General features: G+C 42.8%; 10 protein-coding genes. 3 read left to right on the top strand and 7 right to left on the bottom strand.

Features of this window, described 5'->3' with window-relative positions; all coding sequences use genetic code 11:
- Positions 1 to 14: 14 nt before the first annotated feature.
- A complete protein-coding gene (locus tag GXP67_RS26695) occupies positions 15 to 3,239 on the bottom strand; it encodes a SusC/RagA family TonB-linked outer membrane protein (protein ID WP_162445952.1) in 3,225 nt (1,074 codons plus the stop codon).
- A 557-nt stretch (positions 3,240 to 3,796) separates the two neighbouring features.
- On the opposite strand from GXP67_RS26695, the gene GXP67_RS26690 reads away from it, so the two are divergent.
- A complete protein-coding gene (locus GXP67_RS26690; RefSeq protein ID WP_162445951.1) occupies positions 3,797 to 4,048 on the top strand; it encodes a hypothetical protein in 252 nt (83 codons plus the stop codon).
- Positions 4,049 to 4,160: 112 nt separating this feature from the next.
- Positions 4,161 to 4,409 (top strand): hypothetical protein, encoded by a 249-nt coding sequence (locus tag GXP67_RS26685; protein WP_162445950.1) that lies wholly within the window; start codon positions 4,161 to 4,163, stop codon positions 4,407 to 4,409.
- 194 nt (positions 4,410 to 4,603) lie between these two features.
- Here GXP67_RS26685 and GXP67_RS26680 read toward each other — a convergent pair whose 3' ends face one another.
- The 6 genes from GXP67_RS26680 to GXP67_RS26655 form a co-directional block, all read right to left on the bottom strand.
- The gene (locus GXP67_RS26680; protein ID WP_162445949.1) at positions 4,604 to 5,938 is read right to left on the bottom strand and encodes a TolC family protein; all 1,335 of its coding nucleotides are present in this window, start codon (positions 5,936 to 5,938) and stop codon (positions 4,604 to 4,606) included.
- Between the two features lie 62 nt (positions 5,939 to 6,000).
- Positions 6,001 to 9,087, bottom strand: coding sequence for an efflux RND transporter permease subunit (locus GXP67_RS26675; RefSeq protein ID WP_162445948.1), 3,087 nt, complete (start codon positions 9,085 to 9,087; stop codon positions 6,001 to 6,003).
- A gap of 702 nt (positions 9,088 to 9,789) precedes the next feature.
- On the bottom strand, positions 9,790 to 10,869 hold the full coding sequence (locus GXP67_RS26670) for an efflux RND transporter periplasmic adaptor subunit (RefSeq protein WP_162445947.1): 1,080 nt from the start codon (positions 10,867 to 10,869) through the stop codon (positions 9,790 to 9,792).
- 211 nt (positions 10,870 to 11,080) lie between these two features.
- Positions 11,081 to 11,368 carry an ArsR/SmtB family transcription factor gene (locus GXP67_RS26665; RefSeq protein ID WP_232064615.1) on the bottom strand — a complete coding sequence of 96 codons (288 nt, stop codon included), beginning with the start codon at positions 11,366 to 11,368 and terminating at the stop codon, positions 11,081 to 11,083.
- A gap of 127 nt (positions 11,369 to 11,495) precedes the next feature.
- Positions 11,496 to 11,969, bottom strand: coding sequence for a nucleoside deaminase (locus tag GXP67_RS26660; RefSeq protein WP_232064612.1), 474 nt, complete (start codon positions 11,967 to 11,969; stop codon positions 11,496 to 11,498).
- Between the two features lie 51 nt (positions 11,970 to 12,020).
- A complete protein-coding gene (locus GXP67_RS26655; protein ID WP_162445946.1) occupies positions 12,021 to 13,052 on the bottom strand; it encodes an AraC family transcriptional regulator in 1,032 nt (343 codons plus the stop codon).
- Positions 13,053 to 13,176: 124 nt separating this feature from the next.
- Here GXP67_RS26655 and GXP67_RS26650 point away from each other — a divergent pair, with 124 nt between their 5' ends.
- Positions 13,177 to 13,557, top strand: coding sequence for a hypothetical protein (locus GXP67_RS26650; RefSeq protein ID WP_162445945.1), 381 nt, complete (start codon positions 13,177 to 13,179; stop codon positions 13,555 to 13,557).
- Positions 13,558 to 13,591: the final 34 nt, after the last annotated feature.

Raw genomic sequence — 13,591 nt, 5'->3', positions numbered from 1 at the left:
TGCGTTGTTAGGAGTTAAAAACCAAAATTGAGACCCACCTGATAGGAACGGTAATTAGGCATGGTATTATGATCTGTACCACGGTCCCAGGCAGAACTGTTTGTACCAGAACTAGCTTCTGGGTCCATGCCTGAATAATCGGTAAAGGTGAGCAGGTTACGTCCGGAAAGAACAAGCTGGAGCTTCCGGAATGCCGGAATTTTAATAATACCTGTCAGATCTATCCCTACAGAAATATTCCGTAAACGAACAAAGGAAGCATCTTCATAGAAATAATTCTTGGTACCATTTGCCTGGCGCTGCGCATAAATCCCTCTGTAAAAAGCGGTCCAGGCACCAGTTTCGCCTCCTATGGTGATAGGTTTTTCATAATCGCTGTGAATCCCATCGCGGTACATCCATTCTTTGGTCTGATTGTATAAGTGGCTGCCCTGTACCCAGTCGAATTGGAAAGATAAGGTTAGGAACCGCTTAAAGGTCAGGTCGTTTATGAAGGACATATTGAATTTCGGATTCGGATCGCCGAAGCTGTATAATCCCGAAGAGAAGAAAGGTTGTTTGGTTGCTGTATTCACTACATATCCATTGCTGGCTACTTCATAATTTACCTGTTCATCTACCGGAATATGAGGTGTCCCATCTGGTTTTAAAGCATCTACCTGGTTGAGAATAATAAATCCATACAACTGGCCTATTTTCTCTCCTGCCCTCAATACATAGTTGGTACTGCCGGCACTGGAAAGCACCACAATTTCCTGTCCGTTGGTAGAAGTGATCTCTGACGTTTGCTTTCCAAAATTGGTGGTAAAATTCCAGTTAAAGGTAGCACTATTATAAATCTGGGCATTTAAAGAGGCTTGTAAGCCGCGGGATTCCAGAGAGAAAGCATTGTCTTTCAAGGTTCCAATACCTGCCGAAGGTGCTACATTGACATCATAAATGGCATTGTCTGTACTACGTTTCCAGTAAGTTACTTCCAGGCCGACATTATTCAGCCAGCCAGTATTTTTCAATACACTAAAGGCGAAATCTGTCCCTACTTCCAGCTCTTTGGATACTTCCACATTCAGATCAGGATTGCTTTGTGCATAGGGAATATAAAAGGCATTGCTACTGCCCAGGCTTTTGGTTCCGATCGTTGGGTAGCGGTCGAATGGCCTCGGCTGGATGCCAGCTTCTCCGTAAGCAACCCTGAGTTTAAACTCAGGTACGGCACTAGCTATACTATTCTCCCAGAAACCCAGGCTAGATATGCGGAAGTAAGCATCTCCTCTTGGAAAAGTAAACGGTTTAGACCCTCCTCCGAAAGCAGACGAATAATCGCTGCGGAATCCACCGGAAATACCTGCGACGTCCCCGAATTCAAGCCGCTGGTTTACCAGGTATCCATAGGTAACAAAAGGCTCAGCATAATCGCCGCCCACCCGTTCTACATCGTTGATCTGCCGGGTAGGGTCTGCGGAAGGAACTCTGAAAACCGTAGCCTGGCTGGCGGTATAAGGGGTATAGGTGGGCAGTCCTAACCCATAGGTGATATACTGGTTATATTTGGTATTGCGCCAGTCGAAAGCCAGTTGGGTAACTGTTTTGATCGGAATATTGATGCTGAAATCTTTTGCAAAATCAGTACTCAGGGTTGCGGTAGCGAGAAAATTCTGGAATGTTTTATTGAAACTATAATTATCAATCTCTCCGGTATTATCTATCCCAAAGTTTGAAAGGTAATTATCCGGCGCAGCGGCACTGTTGTTGTTTTCCGTCTGATTCGGATAAATCACAATTCGCTCCTGCCGCTGGTAGTTTAACCCATATTTTGCATCTAACTCGACGAACTTTGGAAACTTATAGTTTAAATTAAAGTTCTGAATCACATCTACTTTGTTGTCCTTTGAATTGGTGTACTGCTGATAGTATAGTGGATTCCAGTGGTTTACTCCTACTGCATCTCCAAAGTAAAAACCATAATCCCCATCGGGGTCTTTTTGCTCAAAATTGGCGAACGGACGGGCATTGTTCACACTAAACATAATATTCCGGTCGTCGCTTTTCAAAGTGCTTTTGGTATAGGCTAGTTGCGTAATGGAGCGGAAGGTAAGACCTTTGGCTACTTTAAGTCCCAGATTGGAGGTTAAATTGGTTCTGGAAAGGCTTCCGTTATCCACAATATTGCTTTCCTGGCTGTTATTGGATAAACCTACGATAAAGTCTATTTTGTCGCTTCCTCCTGAAAGAGAGATACTATTATTATAGGTATTGGCAGGCTTGAAGAAGAAATTAAAATGATCATAATACCGCAGGTTCTGATCGTACTCTTTATTGAGCACACTGGTCACACTTAATGGATTATACTGCACATTCTCGCTGTAGATCAGTGTGGCAGGGTCTAATACAAGTGGATTACCAGACGTACCGATCACATTATTACTGGCATCTGTTACAAACGCATGGTATTTGGCCTTACGCAAATCACCCACATTCAAAAAGGTATTGTTGGCTACACTGGAAGAAACATCAATGTTTAACTGGCCGCTTTTTCCTTTTTTGGTAAATAGTTGAATTACCCCATTGGCTCCCTGCGCTCCATAGATCGTAGCAGAAGCAGCGCCTTGTACCACTTCTACCCGCTCAATACTATTCAGGTCTATGGTATTTAAATTGGTAGCCGCTACCTGAATCCCATCTATCAACACAATAGGCGCTGTGCCCCGGTTAATGGTATTAATGCCCCGCAGCACAATATTGGCATCTGCGCCAGGTGTACCACTGGTACTGGAGATCTGGGCGCCTGCAATTTTTCCCACTAGGGCCTGATCTACAGAGGCAGTTGGCGCGGCAGGCAGATCTTTTGCTGTAATGGATTCTACCGAAATGCCCAACTTTCGCTTGTCGGTGGCAACCCCCACCCCGGTAACTACAATTTCACTCAATGTTTGAACGTCAGAGGCTAAGATTACATCAATCTCTGTGCGGTTGCCAACAGGAACCTCTTGTGCGACAAGACCAACAAAACTAAATACCAAAGTAGCATTGGCAGGAGCAGATATGCTGTAGTCTCCTTCTGCATTAGTAGTGGTACCAGTGGTTGTGCCTTTCACTAATACGTTTACACCAGGTAAAGTGGAACCATCATCTGCTGAGGTTACTTTACCGGTAATAGCTCTATCCTGTGCTTTCAGTGCATTAGGTGAATACACCATCAGCACCAATGCTACTAACTGAAGTAGTACGGTTTGTTTCATAATGATAGATTAAAGGTGAAAAGTTTAGATGAATCAAATTGAAAAATAATCTTTTTCTATATACGAGCAAGCCAAAACCAAAAAAAATTTTACAATACTATAGATATCACTAATAATATTGCACTTAATAAATATTTTCTAGAATATTATTTGCCAAAATTGTAATTTTTATGTAGTTATTATACTACACATTTATGGTATTTGACCACTGAAATTATCTAATAAGCGCTATAGCGATTTGTTACTCATATTTAGTGATGGCCCGAATGATCGATAACTTGAGTGTATAGCAAAACAGTAAATAGGGGATATAATATAAAGGCAGGTTACATAGTCTACAACAAACGTTGTAAGTTTACCATTTGCTTTAAAAATGTATGATTATGTGTCAAGTACGCAGGGTAATTATCAGTATTAACACCCATTTCCAACAGAAACAAAAACATTCATCTTTTCAGAAAGTTTAGCCTTATACAGATACGGCATTATTGTTGTACAAGCAGGGAGTTATTAACAACATTTCTTTGATAAAGAGAGGAGAAAAGCAATTTTTGAACATGAATAAACAGGAAACTGACAGATTGGATATAGTAATCGTTATATTTAACTCCCAGCTTCAAGATCATACCCAACTGGCTCATCAAATCGAAAGCCTGTCTCAGGAAGTGGCCCCCATAGGCAACGCATGTGCGTATGTCCCCAAAATAAAAAAAACCCAAGAAATACTGTCTTTACTTGAGCATCATCAGGTCAAATTCGGCTTGCATCAGAATAATGGCTCGAAAAAAAAGGAAATTGAAGAAAAGTAAATTGCTTTTAAGTTACACAAGGCTATTAATTTTAGCATATATGTTAAAATTTAAGCCAGAAATGTAAATATTTTCAACTCCTTGCGTATACTCTCCATTATCAAAGTCAACATTGGAGATAATTATTACCATATTTAAACAGCAGCTGGAGGATACACCCAGCCTTAAAACAGAGCTAACCCACCTTTCACTACAGGTGAGAGAAATCTCTGTTGCCTTTCTTTTTCTCCCAAAAGAAGAGAATGTAGCAACATTCATTGAATTGCTGAATACACACAGGATCAGCTTTGGCGTTCATGTATTGGGAGAGGAAATACCTGATATTATCCGGGGAGGAGGACAAAGCAATGCGGGAGGTTAAATAAGTGCTAAGTGCATTATTGCCAATACATCTATGAAATTTAATATAAAAGCTGACAGATTTATACAATAAATGTAATTCTGTCAGCTTTTAATTTTGGCTCAAATACGGTTCGAAAGTATTTAGTCAATGCAAAAATAGCAAAGAAGCATACTCTGGGATTACATATCCATTACTGATTTTTGATCATCTGTTTACCTGATCCGCCCTAATGCTTTATCCAGATCTACGGTAGCTGTTAAATAATCATACACGGCTTGCAGGTAATTGGATTTCGCCTGTGACAAAGAAAGTTCTGCATCAGATAAATCCAGCCTGGAAGCAATGCCTTGTTTCCAGCGGTCACGGGTAATGCGGTAACTTAATTCGGCAGTAGATACGGTTTGCCCTTGTGATTCGATTCTGCGCCTGGATTCTTCCACTCTAGATAAGGCTATTTTTACTTCTGCCCGGATCAATTCTCTTGTATTTTCCAGCTGGGTTGAGCTTTGCAACCTGCTTACTTTTGCCTGCTGGATACGGGCTGCCGTTCTGAAGCCTGAAAATATTGGCACCGAGAGTTGCAGGCCCACATACGAGCTCACCGGCCATTTATAGTCTCCAAAGCGGAAATCGTTGGCTTGTGTTTGTGTCTGGGCTAGCCCAATGGCTGATATCCTGGGCAGATAGGATGCTGATTCCAGTTTAATCTGCTCTGTATTCAGTTTTTCAGTGATGACTAATCTGGTTACTTCCGGACGGGCAGTAACGGCTTCTTCCCAGGCAGTAGCCGAAAGGATAGCTGGCAAGGTACTATCGTAACTTAGCGAATCGGTTAGTTCAATGGCTTCACTTTCGGGTAAACCAATGGTGGTTTTTAACACCGTTTTGGCTATTTCTACCCCATTGGTCAGGCGGATAATATCGGGGCGCAGGTTTTCAATGGTGATATAGGCCCGTAAGGTATCCACTCTGGAAGCCCTGCCTTGGGCCAGTAAGGAACGGGAATCTTTTAACTCCTGCTCATTGCGGGCAATACTTTGCTGTTGCAGTTTTAATTGTTCGTTGGTAATGAGCGCCTGTAAGTAGGCTTTTTTCACTTCAGTTACTACTATAGCTTGCGTGAATGCCAGGTCCTCTTCACTCAGGCTTTCAGCTAATTTGGCTGCCCGGATACCAGAGAAAATTTCTCCCTGAAAAACAGGCTGGACAAGGGATATACCACCCACATAGGCATCAGTACCTCCTACCCGTAGAGTAGCAATCTGGTTATCTGCCAGGCCTGCAAAATTTCCAGGCAGGAAAGTCACCTGACGTTGTAAAAAGTGTAAATACTGCCCTGAAGCAGCAACGGTTGGTAAAGCGTATCCTTTGGCCTCCCGCACTTTATGCGCTGATTTGTTAATTTCCAGCCGTGATACCTGCAAATCCCGGTTTTTGTCAATAGCCAGATGTACTGCATCCTGCAAGGTGAGTTTTTTTTCCTGAGCCAGAGCAGATAACGCAATCAGCAGGAATAACCCGGTTATAAAAATGATATATGGTTTCATGATAGGTAAATAATATGTTTGATCAGCAGGCAGTGCATTATTTCCCTGCCTGTTTATTGGTTTTAAGCAAGCGCAGGCTCCTGAATAGGTGTAGCCTTCTCCACTACTCTGGCTTTATATGGCCTGGCGAGGTAAGAATATACCGCTGGAATGACATATAATGTTAGAAAACCAGCGAACAATAAACCACCTACAATTACAATTCCGAGCGAATTACGGCTACTGGTAGTGAGGGCGATAGGAACAGCACCAAAAATCATAGCTAAGCTCGTCATCAGAATTGGGCGGAACCGGGAAACGGCTGCGGCTTTGGCTGATTCCATAATGGTTAAACCGTGCTCTTTGCTCTGGTTGGCAAACTCGACGATCAGAATGGCATTTTTCGTGATCAATCCAATCAGCGTAATGATTCCAATCTGACTAAAGATATTTAAGGTCTGGTCGAAGGCATAGAGGCTGATCAAAGCACCAGTCATGGCCATGGGAACGGTAAGCAGAATGATGAAGGGGTCCATCAGGCTTTCAAACTGGGCAGCCAATACCAGATAAATTAATACTAAGGCAAAGATGAAAGCAAATACCAGACTGGATGAGCTTTCCGAAAAATCCCTGGATTCTCCAGCTAAGGATGTTTTAATCGTAGGCGGCAATACCCGTTTAGCAATGGCATTCATTTCTGCTACGCCATCTCCAATGGTTTTACCTGGTGCCAGACCAGCCGAAACTGTTGCGGATATCGCTTGGTCGTAGCGGTAAATCGCTGCCGGACTAATGCTTTCTTCAAAGGTCACCAGATTATCTAATGAAACGACTTCACCGGTTCTGGTACGGGCATAAATAGATTTTAAATCATAGGGATTATCCCTGTCCTGTTTCTGCAGTTGCCCAATTACTTCATACTGGCGGTCGTTAAAGATGAAATACCCATAGCGTTGTCCACTTAAGGCCAATTGTAAACTTCTGGCAATTTCAGCTACCGAAATTCCCAATTCAGCGGCTTTATCGCGGTCAATTTTCAGTACCAGTTCAGGCTTATTTACTTTTAAATCTGAATCCACAAAGAGTAATACCTGGCTTTTTCTGGCTTCTTCCATAAATTTCGGCAATACATCGGTGATGGCTTTCAGATTGGTGCCTTGCAATACATATTGCACTGGTTGTGCTTGTCCGAAACGGCTTCCGATGGTAGGCGGCTGTAAAGGAAAGGCCAGTACCCCTCTGAATTGTTGTGCATTGCGGGCATACCGCATAAATTCCTGGGCCTGGGTCGTATTCCGTTCTTCAGGTTTGTTTAAAAACACATTCTGAATAGCCACGTTTACCGGAGCAGGCGGACCAAAAGTTAAAGCCAGAATCGAATAACTCTGAAACAGCCCCTGGGTAGAATCTACAGAGAATTTGGCTACTTCATTCATGTATTTCTCGGTGTATTCATACGAAGAACCTTCCGGTGCCATTACTACCAGTGACAATTGCGAACGGTCTTCTAAAGGAGCTAATTCGGAAGGAAGCAAGCGGCCTACTACGTAAATCAGTCCCATGGTTATAGCCAAGGCAGCAAAAGCAAGCCAGCGACGTTTCATAAACCAGTTGAGCGATTGTTCATAGCCGTTGTTTAACCGAACAAAGAAAGGTTCCGTTTTGCGGTAGAGCCAGTTGGGTTTAGTATGCGGCTTGAGCAAATAGGCACTCATCATCGGCGTAAGCGTAAGCGCCACAAAAGCAGATACCAATACTGAACCTGCGACCACAATAGCAAATTCCTGGAACAGTTTACCAGTGATTCCTGGCAAGAAAAGAATGGGTAGGAACACAGCCGCCAGGGTAATGGTAGTCGAAATCACCGCAAAATAGATTTCCTTAGAGCCAGTAAAAGCAGCCTGCACCGGATTCATTCCATTTTCTACTTTGGCAAAGATATTTTCCAGCACCACAATCGCATCATCCACTACCAGACCAATCGCAAGTACGAGCCCCAGTAAAGTGAGAACGTTAATGGAATACCCTGCCACATACATAATAAAGAAAGCCGAGATAATGGACACCGGAATCGCCACTACCGGGATAATAGTAGAACGCCAGTCGCGGAGGAAAATAAACAGGATCAGAATCACCAGGCCAAAGGCAATAAACAGCGTTTCTTCCACTTCGCTGATAGAATTCCGGATGGGTTCTGTAAAATCTTTTCCTACGGTTAGTTCATACTCCTGTGGGATTTCTTTGCGGAGTTCTTTCAGACGTTTGTAGAATTCATCAGCAATAGCTACGGCATTGGCACCCCGTTGCGGTTCTACGAAAACCCCTACTACCGGCGTATTTCCTTTGCCGCTGTTCAGAATCGCAGTACGTTCATTTTCAGCCCCCAGTTCTGCATAACCAATATCTTTAAAACGGATAATGCTGTTACCTTCCTGCTTGATAATCATATTATCAAAATCCTTTTCCTGCACCAGCCGGCCCAAAGTCCGTACGGTAAGTTCATTCTGGTCGCCTTCAATACGGCCGGAAGGAAGGTCTACATTTTCTTTGCGTAAGGCTTGCTCAATATCTAAAGGAGTCAGTTGATAGGCTGCCAGTTTAACCGGATCAATGCGGAGGCGCATGGCATATTTCTTTTCACCGGCAATCCCCACCCGTTTTACGCCCGGAATGGTTTGCATGCGTTCTTTAATCACCGTAGACGCAATATTGCTTACTTCCAGAATGCTTCTGGTTTTGCTTTCTACAGCCATAAAAATCACTACATCCCCAGAATTGGCTTTTTCTACTACCGGCGGATCTACATCTCCAGGCAACAAACGAATGGCTTTGGAAACTTTATCCCGCACATCATTGGCGGCGGCTTCCAGGTCTACATTCAGGTTAAACTCAACGGTGATTACACTGGCTGCTTCCCTGGAAACAGAAGAGATGGTACGGATACCGTTGGCTTCTCCGATTACTTCTTCCAGGGGTTTTGTGATCTGGTAGGCAATCACATCCGGACTTGCACCTGGATAGGTGGTGGTTACAGTTACAATGGGAGAATCGGTTACCGGATATTCCCGGATACCCAGGTAGGTATATCCCACAATACCGAATAAAATAATCAATACGGATAGTACGCCAGCCAATACTGGCCGGCTAATACTTATTCCTGATAAACTCATAGGAATGAATATAAGTGTGGTTAAAATTAAAAAGTGTTAGTGGCAAGGGTGAGGATTGAGCTCAGCGATTGAATAGTATTTATTTTGTGTACTCAAAACATATATGTTGCGAAGAAGCTTTTGTCCTCCTGGGCCGGACAGGCCCCACTTTCGCATCCGCCCCTCTATACAACCCGCTCATAGCCCATGCTGACCCAAAGGTTGTATAAGGTGGCTCCTGCAAAAGCTGTTATCGGCAATATCTAATTCATTGTTTTATTATTAGAAATAGGGCTACATACAATAAATATTTCTTTTTGCGGGCAGGGGTGCAGCAACAGTGTGGCCGGTTTTGGCCTTGTGCGTAAGCTGGAGGTTTGCGCGACTATCAGCCATTCCAGCGTAAAACAGGCTTTGTTGGTGCTGCCTTTTTCTTTTGTTACTGGCACACAAGGCTGGCTCAAACATTCTCATGTTTGCCACACAATCTTAGCGCAAGGCTCGCTCAAAAACTCTCGTTTTTGCCGTCTTTTGGGCATGCAAAAGAAAAGTAAAGTCGGCCTATGAAGTAAACTAGCTAGTATTCATTCATAAATGCTTACATAAAAATATACAATCTCCGACCTCATATTTACTTTTTTAGTAAGGAGAGGAAGGAGAGTTACTCCTCCCCACTCCCGTTCATAGCTGGTTTGTACAATCACTAAATGAATAAATGAGATCTTAATTGGCACTTGCCAGCGTTACCGGGACGCCTGGACCAAGCCGGAGAATATTGGTCGTTACAATGGTATCTCCGATAGTTACACCTTCCAGTATCTGCATGTTGCCTTTGGTACGTTTGCCGGTTTTTACTTCCCGTATTTCTGCCTGGCCGTTTTTAACGGCAAAGAGTGAATATCCTTTGGGTGTCGGAATTAAAGCCTGTGTAGGGATGGTAATGCCATTCTGGATTTGCTTCAGCCCAATGTCTATCCTGGTTGAAACGCCGGGAACAAGCCTGCCTTCTTTGTTTTCACTCACCGCCAGTACATTCAGGCTTCGGGTAGCAACCTCTGTTTTAGGTTCGGTAGCTATAATTTTTCCTGTAAACGTCTGGGTCGCGTTTTCCGTGGTGAATTGAATTGACTGTCCTGCTTTTACTTCACTGGCGTATTTTTCCGGCACTGTAAAATTCACTTCTACCTGGCTTACATCCTGCAAGGTCGTGAGTACCGTATTGGATGTTACAAAGGCACCTACATCCACTCTGGTTAAGCCAATTTTACCGGAAAAAGGGGCTCTGAGTTCAGTTTTAGCGATTTCTACGTCTACTACTTGTATGTCGGCCTGTAGTACTTTCAGATTGGTAGAAATCTGGTCATACTCCTGCTGGGTAACAGATTCAGTAGAAAGCAGTTCCCGGAATCGGTTTTCATCCAGCAAAGCCAGTTTTTCCTGTTGTTTCAGTTTATTTTTTCTGGCCAGTAAATCAGCATCATCTAATTTAAATAAGAGCGCTCCTGCCTGCACATCGCTGCCTTCTTTTACGTAGATTTTAGTCACTTTCCGGGCGAGTTCACTTACAATGTCAACACTTTGTTTGGCGGCTACCGTGCCTACTGCCTGAATGGTTTCATCAATAGCAGACCCTTTTACGATAAAGGCATCTACGGCCGTGCGATTGACCGCCTGGACTGGCGGTGCAGCCGTTTTTTTCTGAGGTTCTGTATTTTTACTGGATAAAAAGCCGGGTAAAATAACCAGGGATGATACTGCTAACATGACAGCCCCGGAAATAAGGATTTTAGATTGTTTTTTCATCTGGATTAATGGGTTAGTAAGCTATACTGATTCTGTTGAGAAAAGGCAATAAGATGCTCTTTTTAAATATTATAATATTTAAATATTTATATGTATCGATATATATGTGTAAAAAAAAGCTAATAATGCTTTTCCAGACAGGACAAGTCCTTTTGAAACACGGAAGGATTCATGAGTCTATTGGTTTTAGTGGAAGTGAAATGTATGTGACTTAGTCTTGATTCAATTGGGATAAAAAATCAATTAATTCCTGCACTGTTTCTTTATTTAGGTATAAGTTCAGATTCCGGCCATCTTTGTGAGAATCTACTAATCCGGCATCTACCAGTACTTTTACATGATGTGATAAAGTAGGCTGAGCCAGAGAAACAATTTCATGCATCTCGGTACAGCCCAAACATCGCTGCTTCGCTATTTTCTGAAGGATCAACAGCCTGTTTTTGTCACTTAAGGCTTTTGCTATCCTTTCTACTGCTTTCGTATCCATCTTCCTCGCCATAACATATTGATGGATGTAAATGTATAGATGTTTTTGAACTTTGCAAAATTTTTGTAAAATAATTTTATGTGCATCTTATCAATATCGCTTTAAGGTATTATTAATCAGACACATACAATTAAAATGCCTACTTAAAATTTTTTCTGAAATCACCAGTTGACAAGTCACATTCCTCTTTTAACACACCAGTAATAATTTGAGGAGGTGCACTCCAGATAGATATTGTATCGGTTGTTAAGATGGGATACTCCGAAGAACAGCCACCGATCAGGGGAACTTCTGTACCCATAACTACCACAGGAATTTTGTGATGCCTGATGACATAGGAACACATAATGCAGGGTTCATGGGTTGTATAGAGGAGTGCTTCAGAGAGAAAATGCGTATTCCCTTTGCGAACAGCATCCCGGATCGCTTCGATTTCGGCATGGCAGGTAATATCGCTTTTGGATTTTCCGGCTTCCCTTCCTTCGCCAATGATCTGCTTATCTTTCACTAAGATTGAACCTACCGGGGGATTTCCATCCTGCATGGCTTGTTTTCCCAACTCGATACATATCTGCATCCAATACTCGTGTTCTTTAATAGATGTTTCCATCATAGTTATTATTGATTTTAGCAATAAATCGAAATGATATAAAATAATCACAGACTACCGATTCTGCTGTCTGTATACGGCTGGCGTTGTGCCAGTCCATCGCTTGAATGCCCGCAGAAATGCACTGGGATCATTATAGCCCAGGGTATAGGCAACATCTTTTACCTGGTAATTCCCCGAAGACAGGTACGAAATGGAAAGGGTTTTGCGTACTTTATCTACCACATCCAGAAAGCTAACACCCTCTTCTTTCAGCCTGCGCTGCAAACTCCTGGGACTTGTATTAAAATTTGCTGCCACATTCTCCAGCGACTGACTGTAAAGGTAAGCGTTGGTAAGCAGATAGTTGTAAATCTTATTCTGCCATACAGTGTCTTTAGATGCTGGCTGAACTAAGCCGGAAACTTGTTCAATCAATACTTTTTGCAAGTCATAGTTTGCGGTAAAAATAGGAATAGCTAAACAGTTCATCGGAAACTCCAGAAATATCTCGTCCTGGTTAGGGTGAATTTTGCAACTGAATATACGCTCGTATTCCCGTAAAGATTCTGTGCCCGTCAAGCCTATGGCCAAAGGTTTTAATTTTTCCATTGTCAATCCATCGAGCTCATGTAAGGCAAACACCATCAGGTAATCAGCCATGTGGCGGAAAGTATAGGGGAACGCATGTCTTTTTTGAACGTCATAGGCAAGAATGACCTGGAAAGAGGTTTCCTGGTAATTTACCTCCACGCTGAACAGATCGGTGAGCAACGGAACCAAAGTGCTTGCCTGCGATAAAGCTTCGCCCACTGTCTGACTGGTGGAGATGATCTGCCCGATAATTCCCAGTGCTGCCAGTTGCATGGATTCTCCGAAATGTAATCCAAAATGCGCATCATTCGAAAAATGAGCTGCATTTCTCCACAAACTATTAACCTTTTCGGGAGAAATAATATAGCCTTTCTGTTGCTGTAAAGCCGCATAATCAATGCCCGAAGCTTCACATAAACGTTTGATAGAAATGTCTCTTTGTACTGCATAAGCTAATAATGCCTGTATAAACCCTTTGCCGAAATTTTCCATAGACCCTGTTTTCTTTCTCAAAGAAAAGTAAAATTATCAGAGCAGCCTGCTGCATGGCGCAAAAAGACAATGGCTTGTCACCTGATGACAATGCCCGAAGGATAGATGTGCTTTACCTTTGTTTTAACATCAAACTCATACACATATGCTTTCCTTACCAAACATTTTAAAAATTAACGCTATCAGTTCTGGCGCCACCGGGCTTTTACTCGTTCTTTTCTCCAATTTCTTCGCCTCCTTATTTGGAGTGGATCAGGTATCGCCTTTTATTGGCGTGGGAATATTTCTGGTTCTGTTTGCTGCTTTTGTATTATTTGCCGCCTTTCAGAAACCACTCAACAAAGGACAGGTTACACTCATTATCTGGCTGGACAGAATATGGGTGATTGGCAGTATCATTGCTGTTGCTCTGCTAACCAGCCATATTTCGATGATCGGCACTGTTCTGATTGCAGGCGTTGCCCTCTGGGTAGCTGCCATGGCCGTACTGCAAAGTAAGGGTTTACGTTTAACAGGGAGCTATTAAACCGCTTTCACTTTGCTTTCCTGTATCTTCAGAA

Origin of the sequence: Rhodocytophaga rosea, assembly GCF_010119975.1 — a bacterium.
Classification (GTDB): Bacteria; Bacteroidota; Bacteroidia; order Cytophagales; family 172606-1; genus Rhodocytophaga; species Rhodocytophaga rosea.
This window is presented reverse-complemented; position numbering and strand designations above follow the sequence as displayed.

Bases quoted from the DNA above. Each gene is read 5' to 3' on its own strand.
- GXP67_RS26675 (WP_162445948.1), bottom strand. From the start codon at position 9,087: ATGAGTTTATCAGGAATAAGTATTAGCCGGCCAGTATTGGCTGGCGTA.
- GXP67_RS26660 (WP_232064612.1), bottom strand. From the start codon at position 11,969: ATGATGGAAACATCTATTAAAGAACACGAGTATTGGATGCAGATATGT.
- GXP67_RS26690 (WP_162445951.1), top strand. From the start codon at position 3,797: ATGAATAAACAGGAAACTGACAGATTGGATATAGTAATCGTTATATTT.
- GXP67_RS26665 (WP_232064615.1), bottom strand. From the start codon at position 11,368: ATGGCGAGGAAGATGGATACGAAAGCAGTAGAAAGGATAGCAAAAGCC.
- GXP67_RS26670 (WP_162445947.1), bottom strand. From the start codon at position 10,869: ATGAAAAAACAATCTAAAATCCTTATTTCCGGGGCTGTCATGTTAGCA.
- GXP67_RS26680 (WP_162445949.1), bottom strand. From the start codon at position 5,938: ATGAAACCATATATCATTTTTATAACCGGGTTATTCCTGCTGATTGCG.
- GXP67_RS26695 (WP_162445952.1), bottom strand. From the start codon at position 3,239: ATGAAACAAACCGTACTACTTCAGTTAGTAGCATTGGTGCTGATGGTG.
- GXP67_RS26650 (WP_162445945.1), top strand. From the start codon at position 13,177: ATGCTTTCCTTACCAAACATTTTAAAAATTAACGCTATCAGTTCTGGC.